We start from the raw sequence: 16662 nt of genomic DNA on the forward strand, positions 1-16662 counted from the left end.
GTTATGGCTCTTATCGACCTGTTTCTCGCCAAGCGCGTCAAGCGCGGCACGCTCACCGTCCACCATGCCGACGGCAAGACCCGCCAGTTCGGCACGCCGCACGGCGGCTTCCCCGACGTCGTGATCCGCTTCACCGATGCCGGTGCCGCCGCTGCCATCGTCCGCGATCCCGGGATCGGCGCGGGCGAGGCCTATATGAACGGCCGCATGGTGATCGAGCAGGGCGACGCGCGCGAGCTCGTGCAACTGCTGATGAAGAACGATCCGTGGGAGCGCGGCAACAATGCGCTCGCGCCGTCGCCGTTGACGCGCGCGGTGCAGGCGGTGACGCTGCGCTTCCGGCGGATCAACATGGCGCGCCAGTCGAAGCGCAACGTCGCGCACCATTACGATCTGTCGGACCGGCTGTACGATCTCTTCCTCGATGCCGACCGGCAATATAGCTGCGCCTATTTCACCGATCCGTCCAATTCGCTCGAGGAAGCGCAGGCCGACAAGAAGGCGCATATCGCCGCCAAGCTCGCGCTTCAGCCCGGCATGACCGTGCTCGACATCGGCTGCGGCTGGGGCGGGATGGCGCTGTATCTGCACCAGCAGACCGGTGCCGAAGTGCTCGGGGTGACGCTGTCCGAGGAACAGCTCAAGGTCGCGCGCGAACGCGCCGAAGCGGCGGGGGTCGCCGACAAGGTACGGTTCGAACTGATCGATTATCGCCACGTGACCGGAACGTTCGACCGGATCGTCTCGGTCGGCATGTTCGAGCATGTCGGCCCGGCGAACTACACCACCTTCTTCCGCCAGTGCCGCGACTTGCTCACCGACGACGGCGCGATGTTGCTCCACACGATCGGACGCGCGGGCGGCCCGGGCGTGACCGATTCGTGGACCGCGAAATACATCTTCCCCGGCGGCTACAATCCCGCGCTGTCCGAGATCGTCTCGGCCAATGAGGGGCTGCGCTTCATGATCACCGACATCGAGGTGCTGCGGCTGCACTACGGCTACACGCTTGACCAATGGTACGATCGCGTGGTCGCGGCGCGCGCGGAGATCATCGCGCTGTATGACGAGCGGTTCTATCGCATGTGGGAATTCTACCTCGCCGGCGCGGGGCAGTCGTTCCATTACGGCAGCATGGTCAATTACCAGGTTCAGTTCGCCAAGAACCGCCACGTCCTGCCCATCACGCGCGACTATATGATCGAGGGTGAGCGCGCGCTGCGGGAACCCGCGGTTGCGCCGGCCGCTGTGGTCGCATAGGGCGCAACCGCGCTAAAACCGAAGGATTCGCTCGCATGACTGACCAGATCAACCGCGTCGTCCTCGCTTATTCGGGCGGGCTCGATACCAGCGTGATCCTGAAATGGCTGCAGCAGACCTATAAATGCGAGGTCGTCACCTTCACCGCCGATCTCGGTCAAGGCGAGGAGCTCGAGCCGGCGCGCAAGAAGGCCGAGGCGGCGGGCGTCAAGCCGGAGCACATCTTCATCGACGATCTGCGCGAGGAGTTCGTGCGCGATTACGTCTTCCCGATGATGCGCGCCAACGCGCTCTACGAGGGGCTGTACCTGCTCGGCACCTCGATAGCGCGGCCGCTGATCGCCAAGCGCCAGATCGAGATCGCGCGGATGCTGGGCGCCGACGCGGTCAGCCACGGCGCGACCGGCAAGGGCAACGACCAGGTGCGCTTCGAGCTCGGCTATTACGCGCTCGCGCCCGACATCAAGGTGATCGCGCCGTGGCGTGAGTGGGACCTCACCAGCCGCACCAAGCTGATCGAGTTCGCCGAGCAGCATCAGATCGCGGTGAGCAAGGACAAGCGCGGCGAAGCGCCCTTCTCGACCGACGCCAACATGCTGCACACCTCGTCCGAGGGCCTCGTGCTCGAGGATCCGTGGGTCGAAGTGCCCGATTACGTCTATTCACGCACGGTGAATCCGGAAGACGCGCCCAACGAGCCCGAGGTGATCACGATCGATTTCGAGGGTGGCGACGGCGTGGCGATCAACGGCGTCGGCATGTCGCCCGCGACCTTGCTCGAGACGCTCAACGAGATGGGCCGGCGTCACGGCATCGGCCGCCTCGATCTGGTCGAGAACCGCTTCGTCGGCATGAAGTCGCGCGGCATGTACGAGACGCCGGGCGGCACGATCTATCACCTCGCGCATCGGGGGATCGAGCAATTGACGCTCGACCGGGGCGCTGCACACCTCAAGGACGAGCTCGCGCCGCGCTATGCCGAGCTGATCTATAACGGCTTCTGGTTCTCGCCCGAACGCGAGATGCTGCAGGCGGCGATCGACCATAGCCAGATCAAGGTGACGGGCACCGTCCGCTTGAAGCTCTACAAGGGCAACGTCTCGGTCACCGGGCGCAAATCGCCCTTCTCGCTCTATTCCGAGAAGGTCGTCACCTTCGAGGACGACCAGGGCGCGTACGATCAGCGCGATGCGGCGGGCTTCATCAAGCTGCAGGCGCTTCGGCTGCGGTTGCTCGGGCGGCGCGATCGCGATTGAGCGCGGCGCGTTAACCAAATTTCAGCGCTATGCCGTCAAGCTCGCTTCATCCATAATGGGGAAAAGCGAATGCTGGCGGCAGTCCATGATAAACTCGTCTTCGGCCGGCGGGTCCGTACGCTCGCGCAGCTCATCGCCGAGCGCGTGCCCGCCAATGCCCGGATCCTCGATGTCGGCTGCGGCAGCGGCGATCTTGCAGCGCTGCTGATGCAGCTGCGCCCCGACGTGAGCGTCGAAGGGATCGACGTGCTGGTGCGCCCCGATACGGCGATCCTGGTGCACGCCTATGACGGGCAGACGATCCCGTTTGCCGACAATGCCTTCGACGCCGCGATCGTCGTCGACGTGCTCCACCACACCGATGATCCGACCGCGGTGATGGCCGAGATCGCGCGCGTCGCACCGATCGTGATCATCAAGGATCATTTGCGCGACGGCCTGGCGGCGAACCTCACGCTGCGCTTCATGGACTGGGTCGGCAACGCCGCGCATGGCGTCCGGCTGCCCTACAATTATTTGTCGCGCCGCGAATGGGGCGTGATGTGGGAGCGGCTCGGCCTGCATACGCGGCAATTCACGACGCGCCTTGCGCTGTATCCACGGCCGTTCCACTGGCTGTTCGATCGGCAGCTGCACTTCGTGACGATCCTGGCGCGCTAATTTCGGGAGCGGCGCCGAGCTGGTTCCACCCAGACCGGCCCCTCCAACCCGCCCGTCCGGGCCGAGCCTGCCGAAGTCCCGCGTTCGACCCGCACCCCAGCGCTAACGCGCCGAGGCTTCGTCGGCCCGGCGCGGGCAGAAACTTCTACCTTGCCGAAAACGCCGCAGCGCCCGCGGCCATGGCGCGGGCGTCTGTCAGGCGTCGCGTTGGTCGATCAGCCCGATCAGGAAGCTCGTGAAGACCGCCTGCAACCCAAGTAGCGTCGCCACCATCGCAGGGATCGCGAGCCGCATCAGGCCGACTGCGTCCATCGCCCCGAAGCCGTTTTCCGCCCAGCCGCCGAACAGGGCTGCGATCCCGGCGAGGCCCCCGGCGGTCAGAAGACCGCCCGCCATCGCGCCGCGCTCGACGCTGAACAGCCGTCGGAAGCGATCGACGCGCGGGCTGGTCGGCCACAAGCCGCTCGCCACGCCGTAAAGGCGCGCGACGATTCCGAAGCTCACCAGCTGGCTGCCAAGCAGCAGCAGCATCGCCGCGAATAGCATCGTCGTCGCGCTGAGCTCGATCCGGCCCAGCGTCACGCTGCCCGAGGCGAGCGTCGCCACGCCGATCATCCCGACACCACCGCAGACGAGCCCGGGATAGACGAACAGGAAGCGCGGCGCATAGGTCAGTAGGAAGCGCAGGTGCCGCCAGCCGTCGCGCCAGGTGCGCAGATGCGGTGCGCGACTGCGGCCATCGGGCGACAAAGTCGTCGCCACTTCGCGCACGTCGAGCCGGTGCATCACCGCCTTGACCACCATTTCGCTCGCGAATTCCATCCCGGTCGAGCGCAGCCCGAGGTCGAGGATCGCGGCGCGATCGAACCCGCGAAGCCCACAATGGAAGTCGCTGATCGGCGTGTCGAACAACGTGCGGCCGAGAAAACTGAGCACCGGATTGCCGAGATAGCGGTGCAGCGCCGGCATCGCCCCGCTGGCGATCCCGCCGCGGAAGCGGTCGCCCATCACCAATTGCCCACCGGCGCGTAAAGCGTCGACGAACGGCTGGAGCGCGGTGAAATCGTAACTGTCATCGGCATCGCCCATGATGACATAGGTGCCGCGCGCCGCGGCGATCCCACCGCCGAGCGCCGCGCCATAGCCGCGCGCCTCGACCGCGACGATCCGCGCGCCCATCGCATTGGCGATCTGGCGCGACCCATCGGTCGAGCCATTGTCGGCGATCACGACCTCGCCGCTGATGCCGCTGGCCGCAAGGAAAGCCTGCGCCTTGCGGATGCACACCGCCAGCGTTTCGGCCTCGTTGAGGCATGGCATGAGGATCGACAGCTCGATCGCGGGCTCGGCGCCGAAGCGATGATCGACCGATGTGGGCAGGCGGCGGGTGGACATGTGTGGCAACGAAAATCTCCCTTGGGCCGGACCCTAAGAGAGCAAGCTTAAAAACTAGGTTAACCAATCGCTGCTAGGCCCGTAGGGACATGCGGGGATTCCAATGACGCTTACACCGATTAAGGCTCAGTCCGCTCAGCCACGCTCGATCAGGACCGACCTTATCCTCGCGCTCGCGCTCGCCGCGTTCCTGTCCATCTGTTGGTCGATCACCGACTGGGCGCGACTGAGCCGGCTGATGCTGCCCGACCCCGACGACACGATGCGCCTGCTGCAGGTGCGAGACTGGATCGCCGGTCAAGGTATCAACGACTGGACCCAGCATCGCATGGCGCCGCCGTTCGGCGCACCGATGCACTGGTCGCGGGTCAACGATTTCGGCATCGCCGCGATTATCCTGGCGGTACGGCCGCTCTTTGGTCAGCATTATGCTGAACTGACCGCGATCCTGTTGTACCCGGCGGCGCTGTTCGCCGCCGCCTTGTTCCTGTCCGCGCGCATCGCGCGCCGGTTGTGGGGCGCGCAGGCCGCGGCGATCGCGGTGGTGCTGACGGCGCTCGCTTTTCCCGGGCCGACCGTCTTCATTCCCGGTCGGATCGATCACCACGCGCTGCAGGCGGTGCTGATCGAGCTGATCGTTCTTTTCCTGATGCGCCGCGCGAGCCTGCGCAGCGGCGTGGCGGTCGGCGCATTCCTCGCGATCAGCCTCGTCGTCGGGCTCGAGACGGCGCCGCAGGTCGCGGCGCTGATGGCCGTCGTCTTTTTCGGCTGGGTTGCGGGGCAACCGGGCGGGCGGGTGCGCCTTGCGGGCTTTGCCGCTGCGTTTGCGGGCGTGACCGCGCTGTTCCTGCTGTTCCTGCGCCCAACGCTATGGAGCGCGCAGTTTTGCGATGCGTTCACGCCGGCCTCGAGCACCGCCGCACTGGCCGCAGCTGCAGCGTTCGGTATTATGACCGTGCTTCATCCGCTGCTGCACGGCTGGCGGTGGCGGCTGGGCGTCGGCGCGGTGTTGGGCGGCGCGGCGCTGGGCGGCACGGTCCTGGCCTATCCGGCGTGCGTCAGCGGACCCTATGGTGCGGTCGATCCCTTCCTGCTCGCGGTCTTCTATCCCCATATCATCGAAGCGAACGGCGTCTTCTCACAAGATCGCCTTGCATCGATGATCGCCGTCGGTGGCCTCGTCGCGGCGGCGTGTGTCGTTTCGGTGTGGATGGTTGCGCGCGCGCCCCGCCGCTGGACCACGACCGTCCCTATCGTGGCGGCGCTGTGGGTGTCCGCGCTCGTCATGCTGGCGCAGGTGCGCGGCGCCTATATCGGTGCGCCTTTGTCGGCGCCGATCCTGGCGGGCCTGGTCCTTGCGGCGCGGCGATGCGAGCGGTGGCGGACCGCCGCCGTCGCGGGGGCGTGGCTCGCCAGCACCGGGCTCGTCTATTTGCAGGTGCCCGAAAGTGTCGAATTGCTGGTGCGCGGGCAACGCGCCTGGCCGGGCGGACATATCGCTCCCAGCGTGCAGGTCGCCTGTACCGTCGGCGACACCTGGTCCGAGGTAGATCGCTATCCGCCGGGCATCGTCATGGCGGGGACCAATGTCGCTGCCTATCTTATCGGCTCGACGCATCACAGCACGATCGGCGCCGGATATCACCGCAGCAATGCCGCCAATATGGCGGTGTATCGCTTTTATCTGAGCACTCCCGACGGGTCGCGGGCGATCGCGCGTCGATGGGGTGTCGACTATGTCGTTTTCTGTCCCGCCGACTTCGACGAAATCGACGTGAGCCGGACCTTCCCCCGGAGCATGGCTACCGAGCTGCGGGCGAACCGACCGCCGAACTGGCTTGAGCGGCTGCCGCTGGCGAACACCCCGTTGCGGCTTTACCGCGTTCGCTGATCGTTCGCTTGCAGCGCGGCAAATAGGCCGTAGAAGCACCGGGATGAACGAGTGCAAGTTGCAGTGGTGGCAGACGCGGTGGTTCGTGGCGGTGATGGCGCTTATCGCGATCATCCCGCTGCTCCGCCCCGACATTCCGCCGCTGGTCGATTTGCCCGGCCATATGGGCCGGTACCGCGTGCAATTGTCGCGCGATGAATATCCCTGGCTGTCGGACTGGTACAATTTTAACTGGCAGCTGATCGGCAATCTCGGGATCGACCTGTTGATCATCCCGCTCGCCAAGCTGTTGGGGCTCGAACTTTCGGTCAAACTGCTGGTGATGACGATTCCGGTGCTCACCGTCACCGGGCTGCTGTGGATCTCGCGCGAGGTGCATGGCCGCATCCCGCCGACGGCGCTGTTCGCGCTGCCGCTGGCGTACAGCTATGCCTTCCAGTTCGGCTTCGTGAACTTCGCCTTCTCGATGGCGTTGGCGCTCAACGCCTTCGCGCTGTGGCTGCGGCTTGCGCGCTATCGGCGCTATCGGTTGCGCGCGGCGATCTTCGTGCCGCTGTCGTGCATCATCTGGGTAGCGCATACTTTCGGTTGGGGCGTACTCGGCGTGCTCGCTTACTCGGCCGAAATGGTGCGGCAGCATGACGCGCGGGTCGATCGCGGGCCGGTGAGCTGGATGAAGGCGTGGCTGCGTGCCGGGCTCGGCTGTCTCCCGCTCGCTCTGCCGGTCGTTCTGATGATCGTCTGGCGCAGCGGCGCGCATGTCGGCGGGCAGACCGGCGACTGGTTCAACTGGCGCGCCAAGATCGGCTATATGACGATGGCGCTGCGCGATCGCTGGATCACCTTCGACATCGCGGGGATGGCGATCCTGCTGCTGATCCTGTTCCGCGGCTTTCGCGACCCGAGCGTCGAATATTCGCGCAATCTCGGGCTGTCGGCGCTGTTCCTGCTCGTGGTCTACATCCTGCTGCCGCGGATCGTGTTCGGCTCGGCCTATGCCGACATGCGGCTCGCGCCGTTCATGCTGGCGATCGCGGTGATCGCGGTGCGGCCCAAGAAGGGGCTGTCGATTCGCGGCAGCGCGACGATCGCCGCGCTCGGGCTCGCCTTCGTCCTCGTCCGGATCGCGGCGGGGACGGCGAGCTTCTGGATGTTCGCGCAGGATTACGACCGCGAGCTGAAAGCGCTCGATCATTTGCCCGTCGGCGCCAAGCTGGTGACCTTCGTCGGCGCGCAATGCGGCGCGCCGTGGACGATGACGCGGCTCGAGCATCTCCCGGCGATCGCGCTCGAACGCAAGGCGGCCTATGCCAACGATCAATGGTCGATGGCGGGGGCGCAATTGCTCACCGTGCGATACGTCCGTGCGCAGCGGTTTGCGCACGATCCGTCGGAAATCGTGACGAGCGTCCAATGCCCGCGCGAATGGTGGCGCCCGATCAACAAGGCGATGGCACGCTTTCCGCGCAACGCCTTCGACTATGTCTGGCTGATCCGCCCGCCGGCTTATGATCCGAAGTTCAATCAGGGGCTGGTCCCGGTGTGGCGCGATGGAACGAGCGTGCTGTTCCGCATCGATCACCGCCAGCGCGGGATCGAGATCAGCGACGCCGCGCTGAAGACCGCGCGGCCGCGCCCGACGCCGTTCTAACCCTTTTTGAACGGCGTCATCGCGCCGAGGAATTCCTGGTCGGATTCGACCGAGGCGCGCTCGCGCACCAGAAAATCGGCGATCGCGCGGCGGAAGCCCGCGTCGGGAATGTAGTGCGCCGACCAAGTCGGCACCGGGACATAGCCACGCGCGAGCTTGTGCTCGCCCTGCGCGCCTGCCTCGACCGTCTTGAGCCCGCGCGCGATCGCCGCGTCGATCGCCTGATAATAGCACAGCTCGAAATGGAGGAACGGCACGTCCTCGGTGCAGCCCCAATAACGGCCGTAGAGCGTGTCCTCGCCGATCAGATTGAGCGCACCGGCGATCGGGCGGCCGTCGCGCTCGGCGAAGATCAGCAGCACGCGCTCGGGCATCGTCTGGCCGAGCAGCGTGAAGAACTGCCGCGTGAGGTACGGCTGGCCCCATTTTCGCGCGCCGGTGTCCTGGTAGAACACCCAGAAGGCGTCCCAGTCTGCCTCGCCGATGTCGGCGCCCGAGATGTGGCGGATCGTCAGCCCCTCGACCGCACCCGCGCGTTCCTTGCGGATCGCCTTGCGCTTGCGGCTGGCGAGATCGGCGAGAAAGGCGTCGAAATCGGCATAGCCCTGGTTCTGCCAGTGGAATTGCGTGCCTTCGCGGATCAGCCAGCCTGCCGCCTCGAACGCGGGCAATTGCTCGGGCGCGACGAAGGTGGCGTGCGCCGAGGACAGGCCGTGCTGGTCGGTCACCGCCTCGACCGCGGCGATCAGGGCGGGCGCCTGGTCGGCATCGCGCAGCAGCAGCCGCGGCCCCGGCGCGGGGGTGAAGGGCACGGCGACCTGCAGCTTGGGGTAATAGGATCCGCCGGCGCGCTCCCAGGCATCGGCCCAGGCATGGTCGAAGACATATTCGCCCTGGCTGTGGCTCTTGGCATAGGCCGGGGCAATCGCTGCGGGCTTGCCGTCGGCGCCGTCGACGATGATCGGGATCGGTTGCCAGCCGGTGCGCGCGCGCGCGCTGCCGGAAGACTCGAGGATCGACAGGAAGGCGTGGCTGACGAAGGGATTGGCGGTGCCGGCGCAGGCATCCCAGTCGGCCGCCGGGATGGCGGCGATGCCGTCGGCGATGCGGGCGGTGACGGCGTTCTTCACGGCACCAAGCTAGGGGGTCGGAGAAGCTTTCTCAACCGCTGCAGGGGCGAACGACCAGCATAAAGCGAGCAGCAGGAACGGCGTGACGAATTCGCGGTGGCGCTCGCCGAATTCGAACCACACGCCGAACAGCAGCAATTGCAGCCCGCATGCGGCGATCAGCAGCACGAGCGTGAAGGGGAGCCGCCCGTGGACCTTTGCCGCGGCGCCGCCAAGCATCGCAAGGTGCGCCGACAGCGACAATGGCCACAGGACCGCGGCGAGCGGGCGCGGGAAGGGCGGGCCCATCACGACGAGCCGGGTGACGCCGAATTCTGCGATACCGCAGGCGCGGATGAATTTGGTGAACGTCAGCCGGACGAAGCCCAGCGGGTGCGCACGGATCCAGTCGAGCGCGATCGCCTCGATCCGCACGGCATAGACCATTTCGGGCAGCCGTTTGAGCTCGGGCGGCGGCGGTTCCCAATTGCCGGTCGCGTCGGGATTGTTACCGATCCACAGGCTCGGCCCGCCAGCGGTGGTGAGCGGCACGAAGGCATGGAGGACGAGCGCGTTGCGCGCCCACCACGGCAGCAGGACCAGCAAGGCAATAAGCCCCCCGCGGACCCCTGCCAGCAGCACCGGCCACAGCCCGATCCGTCGGACCAGCACCAGTCCGAACAGCGCCGCGAGCGGTGCCTGCCCCGGCTGGGTCAGTGCGAGCAGGCCCGCCGGCAGCCCCAAGGCGAGCCCCCCGCGCCACCCGTCACGCCGATCGACCCAGGCGAGCGCGAGCGCGACGATGAGCAGCGCGCACAGCGACTCCTTCTGCGCGAGCGGGGCGGAGAACAGCACCGACGGCCAGATCAGATAGAGCCAGGCGGCGCGGCGCCCCGCCACCGCGCTGCCGAGCCGCTTTCCCAAGACGAACAGCAGCACCGCGGCCATCGCGTCGGTGAGCGTGCCCAGCGTCAGCACCGAGGGCGTGTCGAACCCGAAAATCGCACCCCAGCCGGCCAGGAGGGCTGGATAGAGCGGGGGAAACAGCGCGCGCCAGATCGTGTCGGTGAACGGATCATGGATCCGCAGACCGTGTCCGGCGAGCAGCCCCTTGGCGAGATTGAGATAGGCGTTGGGATCCCCCGTCGATGTCCGGCCGACGGCAAGCAGGGCGAACGCGCCGCGCATCACGACGAGCGCGGCCGCCAGCGCCGCAAGCGGCGCGACGCCTGGGCGCTCGCGCAGCATGTGGAAGCCCGTCGCGGCAAGCGCGATCCACGCGGCGATCGCGCCGACCGACGCGAAGCTGATCCCCCAGCGCTCGGTCAGATCGGGCACCGCACTGAGGCCATAGAGCAGCAACAGCGCCAATACGGCCTGAACGCTCCAGCCGATCCACCGTTCGCCACGGGGGGTGGGCGGCATCACTGCCCGAAGCTGCTCGCACGATAGAGCAAAGTGATCGCGACGCGGCGGTTGCGCGGGTCGGACGGGTTGTCCTTGATCATCGGTTCGCGGTCGGCGACGCCTTCGATCCGGTTGAAGCGGCTGTCGGGCAAGCCGCCCGCGGCGAGGCGGCGGCGCGTCGCCTCGGCGCGCGCGCTCGACAGCATCCAATTGTTCATCGCGAGCGGATCGCCATAGCCCAGATTGTCGGTATGCCCGCGGATCATGATCGGATTGTCGCTGCCCTTGATCGAAGTCGCGATCATCCCGAGCAGCGCCGAGGCGCGCGGATCGAGCTGCGTCGTGCCGAGATCGAACATCGAATAATCGGCATCGTCGAGCAAGTCGATCCGCATTCCGTCATTGGTCTTGACGAAGCGGACATGGCTCGAGAGGCGGGCGAGCGAGGGGTTGGTCGCCATCGACTTGGTCATCGCATGCTTGACCGCCTCGAAATTCTTGCGGTCCTCGGCCATCAAAGCCTTGTCCTTGAGCGTGCCCTTCTGGCCGGTGCCGACCTGCGCGCCGCCGATCGCCTCGACCGGAATGGTCATCGAGCGCGTGCCGGTCTGCGAGGCGCGATGCGCGTAATTGTCCTTCGAGGTCATCGAGTCGCCGCCGAACATGCCGTTCGAGCCCGCGCTATTCTCCTTCATCTGGACCAGCGTCGGCGAGAAGTAATCGGCGAGCGCCTTGCGCTGCTTCTCATTGGTCGCGCCGAGCAGCCACATCAGCAGGAAGAACGCCATCATCGCGGTCACGAAATCGGCATAGGCGACCTTCCAGGCGCCGCCGTGATGGCCGCCATGGCCCTCGATATAGATCTTCTTGTAGATGATCTTGGGCGGCACGTTGGCACCGTGCGGGGCGCGGGCGGCGGCCATCAGCGTTGCTCTGCCGGATGGTTTTCACGTGAAGGCGCGAAGGCGCGAAGAAGAGTGCGTTCACGCGGAGACGCGGAGACGCGGAGGAAGAAGGAGGCGTTTGCGCGGCAGCGCAGAGCGCGCAGTTCGCGCAACGCAGGGTGCGCGCGCGTCAGCGCGCTTTCGTCTTCCGCATGGCAATGTTGCAGGGCTACCGCGGCGATTGGGTGCGACGCCTCCGCGTCTCCGCGTCTCCGCGTGAAAGTCTTCTTTGCGCCTTCGCGGCTTCGCGGGAGATCCGTCACGATTACCGCCCCCGCAGCCCGTCGAACACCTCGGCGAAGCCGGGCTGGTTCGAATGCGCGATCCCCGAGCGCGCCGCTTCGATCACGAGCGGCTGCGGGTGGCCGTGGAGCGAGGCGATGATGATCTGCTTGACGACGTGGTAGATCGCGCCGTCGGCATCGATCACCTGCTTCAGCCGGTTGGCGAGCGGCGCGACGATGCCATAGGCGAGCAGCACGCCCATGAAGGTCCCGACCAGCGCCGAGCCGATCATCGCGCCGAGGATCGCGGGCGGCTTGTCGATCGCGCCCATCGTCTTGACCACACCGAGCACCGCCGCGACGATGCCGAGCGCGGGCAGCGCGTCGGCGAGCGTGGCGAGCGTGCCTTGCGCCCCCTCGACCTCGTGGTGGTGCGTCTTGATCATATTGTCCATCACGTCCTCGACCGCATGGACGTCGAGCGTGCCCGACGACACGACGACGAGCCGCAGCGTGTCGGCGATCAGATTGGTCAGCGTGTGGTCGGAGAGCAGCCGCGGATATTCGGCGAAGACGGCGGAGGAGGCGGGGTCCTCGACATGCGGCTCGAGCGCGATCGGCCCTTCGGTACGCAGCATCTTCATCAGCTTGCTGACGAGGAAGATGACGTCGAGATAATCCTGCTTCTTGTATTTCGGGCCCTTGAACACCTTCATCAGCCCGCCGCCGAGCGCCTTCAGCTCCTTCATCGAATTGCCGATGATCAGCGCGCCGACCGCGGCGCCGCCGATGATCAGCATTTCGTGCGGGATCGCCTCCATCACCGGGCCCAAAGCGCCGCCGGTGATCGCGAAACCGCCGAAGATCATCACGAGGAGGACGACAAGGCCGATTGCGGGGAACATGCGTGGGTGTGGCCTTTGGTTTGACGGGTCGACAGGACCCAAGCTCTGGTCTCAAAGAGTTAGCGCGGATTGGTGTTCAAGCGGTTAACCAGAGGGGGTTTCTTCTTCCCCCCTTCCCTGCGGGAGAGGGGCAAGCCGCGCAGCGGCGCGGGGTGAGGGTGATGCGCGGCAATCATCGGTCACCCTCACCGTTCCGCGGCTTTGCCGCTCCCTCCCTCTCCCAAAGGGAAAGGGAAAAGGGGCTTATTTCAGGTAATCGAACAGCGAGAGCGAGCCCAGCTTGGTGAAGCTCGCCTGCGTCGCCGAAAGCACCGTCATCGTCTTCTGCAATTCGGCGATCGCGCTCGACAGATCGGTATCCTCGAGCGCCGAGCGATCGAGTTCGCGCGCGCCGGCGGCGTCGGTCGATTGCGTCGAGACGATGTCGAGCCGCGCTTCGCGCGCACCGACCGAGCCTTGCACGGCACCGACCTGCGTTATCGCGCCCTTGAGCCCGTCGGCCGCCGTCCCGGCCGCCGCCGAGATGTCGCCGCCGGCATTGAGCGCCGCGATGAAATTCGACAGCACGGCAAAGGCGTCGGTCGTACCGCCGCCGCTCGTCGGGATGTTGCCGAACACGCGCTGCGCGCTGTCGGTCGTCTGGATAGTGGTGCCATCGGCGATCGGGATCGGCGAGACTTCGCCGGTGCCGCCAAAGCTGACCGTGCCGTCGGCGCCCTGCGTCACCGCGCTCGTGCCGGTCGCCGCGCCGAACAGCGGCTCGCCGCGCGCATCCTTGGTGCCGGCGAGATTGATCAGATCGTCGCGGATGCTCTGCAACTGGATCGCGATCGTCTTGCGGTCGGCATCGTTGAGCGTGCCGGTCGCTGCCTGGGTGGTGAGTTCGGCCGCCTGCTGGAGCTGGGTGCCGATCGCGGTGAGCGTCGAATCCGACTGCTGGAGCAGCGATTTGGCGATGCTCACATTACTGGCATAGGCCTTGCTGTCGGCGCTCGCCTGCTTGATCGTCGACAGGCGATTATACGCGACGACATCATCGGACGGATCGGTGAACTTCTTGGTCGTGGCGATCTGCGTGTTGAGCGAGTCGGCCTTGGCCGACAGCTTCGACAGCTGCGACGATCCGATATCGTAGAATTGGCTGGTGCCGATCTGCATGGCGGGTCCTAGCGGATGTCGAGGATCGACTGGAGCGTGTCGCGCGCGACCTGGATCACGCGGCTCGACGCCGAATAGGCTTGCTGGAAGCGCAGCAGGTCGACCGCCTCGCTGTCGAGATTGACCCCCGACACGGCATCGCGCGCGGCGACCGCGGTGTCGCGGATCGAGCCTTGCGCGGTCGCGACCTGCTGTCGGCTGGCGAGCGTCGCGGCATTGCCCGAGATCAGCGCGGTGGTCCTGGTCTCGAACGCGCCGGTGGTGCGCAACGTAGCGAGATTGGCGAGGTTGCTGTTGTCGCGCACGCTCGCGCCCTTGGCGGCAGCGGCGATGCCGTTGGGGTCGGTCAGCGCGACGGTGATGTCGGTCGGGCTCGCGCCGGTCGCGAACAGCGCGGCGCCCGTGTTGCCCGAGAGGTCGCTGCCCTGCGCCTGGACCGCGTTGACGCCGCTGGTGAAGGCGGTGGCGATACCATTGAGCTGGGTGCGCGCATCGGCGATGCGGCCGGCGGCTTCGACGATGCCGGCGAGCGCGCCGCCCGACGGCGTCGCCGCGGTGACCCCGCTGGCGGATTGCACGGTGAAGGCGACGGTGCCGTCGCTGCCGCGCGCGAAGGCGACGCTCGCCGACTGGTTGCCCGAGACGATCGTCGGGCCGCCGGCATTGCCGAGCTTGACGGTCGCGCGCCCGGCGGAATCGATCGAGACCGACAGATCGCTGATCGCGCTGATCTGGTCGAGGATCGAATCGCGCTGGTCGGCGAGCTGCGCCGCGCCGTTCGAGCCGGGTTGCACGCGGGCAAGCCCGTCATTGATCTGGGCGAGCGACGCGCTGAGCGACGTGAGCGTCGTCGCCGCCTGCGTCGCGGTGGCGTCGAGATCGGCGTCGAGGCTGTCGAGCGCCTTGCCCGTCGCGGTGAAGCTGCCGGCGACGGTCTTGGCCTGTTCGAGCAGCGCGGCGCGCGGCGCCGATGCGGTGGGATCGGCGGCGACGCTCTTGGCCGAATTGAAGAAGCCGGTGAGCTGATCGCCGACCTGGTTGCCGGTCAGCGCGTTCTGGATACGACCGAGCCATTCGACGCTGGTGTCGGTGCGGGCGAGGTCGGCGCTGGCGTTGCGCACGTCGGCGGCGCGCAGCGAATCGGCCGAGCGCGTGATCCCGGCGGCGATGACGCCCTGCCCGACGCTGGTCTTGCTGCCGGTGGTGATTCCGATGGAGGGCCCGATTTCGCGCAGGTCCGCAGTGCGCTTGGCATAGCCCGGCGTCGCGGCATTCGCGATATTCTCGGATACGGTGGTGAGCGCGGTCTGATACGCCTTCACCCCGCTCGCGCCGATGCTGAGCAGGTCGCTCACGACGTAATGCTCTCAGCGGGCGGTTCGGCGGCGGGCTGCAGTGCGGCCTGCGACTTGGCAAGAAACGCGGTCATCGCCTTGCCGATGCCGAGCGGCGCATGATCGGCCATGTTCTGCGCGAGCTGCGTGGTCTGCATGTCCTTGAAGGTATCCATGCCCTTCGACCCGAACAGATCGCCATCGACGAGGTGCGTGGTGCGCATCGCCTTGACCATCATGCCGGTGAACACCGCCTCGAACTTCTTGCCCGCCGCTTCCAGATTGGCGCGGCTTTGCAAGCGGCTCGTATCGACGCTGATCCCGCTCGTCGGTGCGGCGACGGGGGTGATGGCGGGAACATCGCTCACAGAACGATCAGCTCGGCCTTGAGCGCGCCGGCTTCCTTGAGCGCCTCGAGGATCGCGACCAGATCGGCCGGCGACGCGCCGATCGCGTTGACCGCCTTGACGACGTCGGAAAGCTTGGGTCCGGGCTGGAGCAGGAACATCGGGTGCTTCTCCTCATCGACCGCGAGCGCGGACTTCTGTTGCTTCGCGGTCTGGCCCTGGCTGAACGGCAAGGGCTGGCTGACCTTTTCGGTTTCGTCGATCCGCACGGTCAGCTTGCCGTGCGTCACCGCGGCGGTGCCGACGCGGACCGCAGAGTTGATAACGACCGTTCCCGTCCGGGCATTAACAATTACTTTCGCGCTCGGCTCGGCCGAGACCACGTCGAGATTCTCGATCTCGCTCATCAGCGTCGCGCGGATGTCGCCACCGACCGGCGCGCGGACCGCGACCGAGACCGCGTCGGTCGCCTGTGCGGTGCCCGCGCCGAGCCGCGAATTGATCGCGCCGGCGACGTTCTGCGCGGTCGTGAAATCGGCGCGTGCGAGGTTGAAGGTCAGCGTCGGGCTGCTTTCGAAGCCGGTCGCAACCGCGCGCTCGACCGTCGCGCCTTCGGGGATGCGACCGGCCGAGGGGATGTTGACGACAATCGTCGAGCCGTCCTTGCCCTCGGCGCCGAGCCCGCCGACCGCGAGATTGCCCTGCGCCATCGCATAGATCTGGTTATCGGCGCCGAGCAGCGGCGTCATGATCAGCGCGCCGCCGCGCAAGCTCTTGGCCTTGCCCATCGAGGCGACGGTGATGTCGAGCTTCTGGCCGGGCTTGGCGAAGGGCGGCAGATCGGCGGTGATCATGACGACGGCGGCGTTCTTGAGGCCGGGGTTGACGTTTGCGGGGAGCTGTAGCCCGAAGCGCGAGGCGACCGCCTTCATCGACTGGATGGTATATTCGAGATTGTCGTCGCCCGTGCCGGGCAGGCCGACGACGATGCCGTAGCCGGTCAGCTGGTTGGTGCGGATGCCCTGGAAGCCGCCGAGATCCTTGATCCGGTCGGCCGAGGCGGGGGTGAGAACAGCGCGGCGAAAAGAACGGCGAGCACCAGCCGCCAGCCGTCACCCCCG

At 66.8% G+C, this 16662-nt stretch carries 14 protein-coding genes; 5 read left to right on the top strand and 9 right to left on the bottom strand.

Annotation, left to right across the window (positions count from 1 at the left end; genetic code table 11):
- Nucleotides 1-3 precede the first annotated feature (3 nt).
- From RH90_RS06780 to RH90_RS06790, 3 genes are all read left to right on the top strand, one after another.
- Nucleotides 4-1260 carry an SAM-dependent methyltransferase gene (locus RH90_RS06780; RefSeq protein ID WP_010184691.1) on the top strand — a complete coding sequence of 419 codons (1257 nt, stop codon included), beginning with the start codon at nucleotides 4-6 and terminating at the stop codon, nucleotides 1258-1260.
- A gap of 35 nt (nucleotides 1261-1295) precedes the next feature.
- Nucleotides 1296-2516, top strand: a complete 1221-nt coding sequence (locus tag RH90_RS06785; protein WP_010184692.1) for an argininosuccinate synthase — start codon at nucleotides 1296-1298, stop codon at nucleotides 2514-2516.
- Between the two features lie 69 nt (nucleotides 2517-2585).
- On the top strand, nucleotides 2586-3176 hold the full coding sequence (locus RH90_RS06790; RefSeq protein ID WP_010184693.1) for a class I SAM-dependent methyltransferase: 591 nt from the start codon (nucleotides 2586-2588) through the stop codon (nucleotides 3174-3176).
- 195 nt (nucleotides 3177-3371) lie between these two features.
- Here the strand turns inward: RH90_RS06790 and RH90_RS06795 are convergent, their stop codons facing one another.
- Nucleotides 3372-4571, bottom strand: a complete 1200-nt coding sequence (locus RH90_RS06795; RefSeq protein ID WP_010184694.1) for a glycosyltransferase family 2 protein — start codon at nucleotides 4569-4571, stop codon at nucleotides 3372-3374.
- Nucleotides 4572-4674: 103 nt separating this feature from the next.
- Here RH90_RS06795 and RH90_RS06800 point away from each other — a divergent pair, with 103 nt between their 5' ends.
- On the top strand, nucleotides 4675-6462 hold the full coding sequence (locus RH90_RS06800) for a hypothetical protein (protein WP_010184695.1): 1788 nt from the start codon (nucleotides 4675-4677) through the stop codon (nucleotides 6460-6462).
- Nucleotides 6463-6505: 43 nt separating this feature from the next.
- Nucleotides 6506-8113, top strand: coding sequence for a hypothetical protein (locus RH90_RS06805; protein WP_010184696.1), 1608 nt, complete (start codon nucleotides 6506-6508; stop codon nucleotides 8111-8113).
- Here RH90_RS06805 and RH90_RS06810 read toward each other — a convergent pair.
- From RH90_RS06810 to RH90_RS06845, 8 genes are all read right to left on the bottom strand, one after another.
- The gene (locus RH90_RS06810; RefSeq protein ID WP_010184697.1) at nucleotides 8110-9243 is read right to left on the bottom strand and encodes a GNAT family N-acetyltransferase; all 1134 of its coding nucleotides are present in this window, start codon (nucleotides 9241-9243) and stop codon (nucleotides 8110-8112) included. The two genes, RH90_RS06805 and RH90_RS06810, sit on opposite strands and share 4 nt — an antisense overlap.
- A 9-nt stretch (nucleotides 9244-9252) precedes the next feature.
- Nucleotides 9253-10647 (bottom strand): glycosyltransferase family 39 protein, encoded by a 1395-nt coding sequence (locus RH90_RS06815; RefSeq protein ID WP_051124630.1) that lies wholly within the window; start codon nucleotides 10645-10647, stop codon nucleotides 9253-9255.
- Nucleotides 10647-11552: a flagellar motor protein MotB gene (locus RH90_RS06820; protein ID WP_010184699.1), complete on the bottom strand. Its 906-nt coding sequence runs from the start codon at nucleotides 11550-11552 to the stop codon at nucleotides 10647-10649. The genes RH90_RS06815 and RH90_RS06820 overlap by 1 nt, the downstream gene beginning before the upstream one ends.
- A gap of 286 nt (nucleotides 11553-11838) precedes the next feature.
- A complete protein-coding gene (gene motA / locus RH90_RS06825; protein WP_010184700.1) occupies nucleotides 11839-12702 on the bottom strand; it encodes a flagellar motor stator protein MotA in 864 nt (287 codons plus the stop codon).
- Nucleotides 12703-12945: 243 nt separating this feature from the next.
- The gene (locus RH90_RS06830) at nucleotides 12946-13860 is read right to left on the bottom strand and encodes a flagellin N-terminal helical domain-containing protein (protein ID WP_010184702.1); all 915 of its coding nucleotides are present in this window, start codon (nucleotides 13858-13860) and stop codon (nucleotides 12946-12948) included.
- An 8-nt stretch (nucleotides 13861-13868) separates the two neighbouring features.
- Complete coding sequence (gene flgK, locus RH90_RS06835; protein ID WP_010184703.1) at nucleotides 13869-15215, bottom strand: flagellar hook-associated protein FlgK; 1347 nt, start codon at nucleotides 15213-15215, stop codon at nucleotides 13869-13871.
- A complete protein-coding gene (locus RH90_RS06840; protein WP_010184704.1) occupies nucleotides 15212-15562 on the bottom strand; it encodes a rod-binding protein in 351 nt (116 codons plus the stop codon). The genes flgK and RH90_RS06840 overlap by 4 nt, the downstream gene beginning before the upstream one ends.
- A complete protein-coding gene (locus tag RH90_RS06845; RefSeq protein WP_037492679.1) occupies nucleotides 15559-16650 on the bottom strand; it encodes a flagellar basal body P-ring protein FlgI in 1092 nt (363 codons plus the stop codon). The genes RH90_RS06840 and RH90_RS06845 overlap by 4 nt, the downstream gene beginning before the upstream one ends.
- Between the last annotated feature and the right edge of the window lie 12 nt (nucleotides 16651-16662).

Source organism: Sphingomonas sp. PAMC 26605 (assembly GCF_000241485.1).
Lineage (GTDB): Bacteria > Pseudomonadota > Alphaproteobacteria > Sphingomonadales > Sphingomonadaceae > Sphingomonas.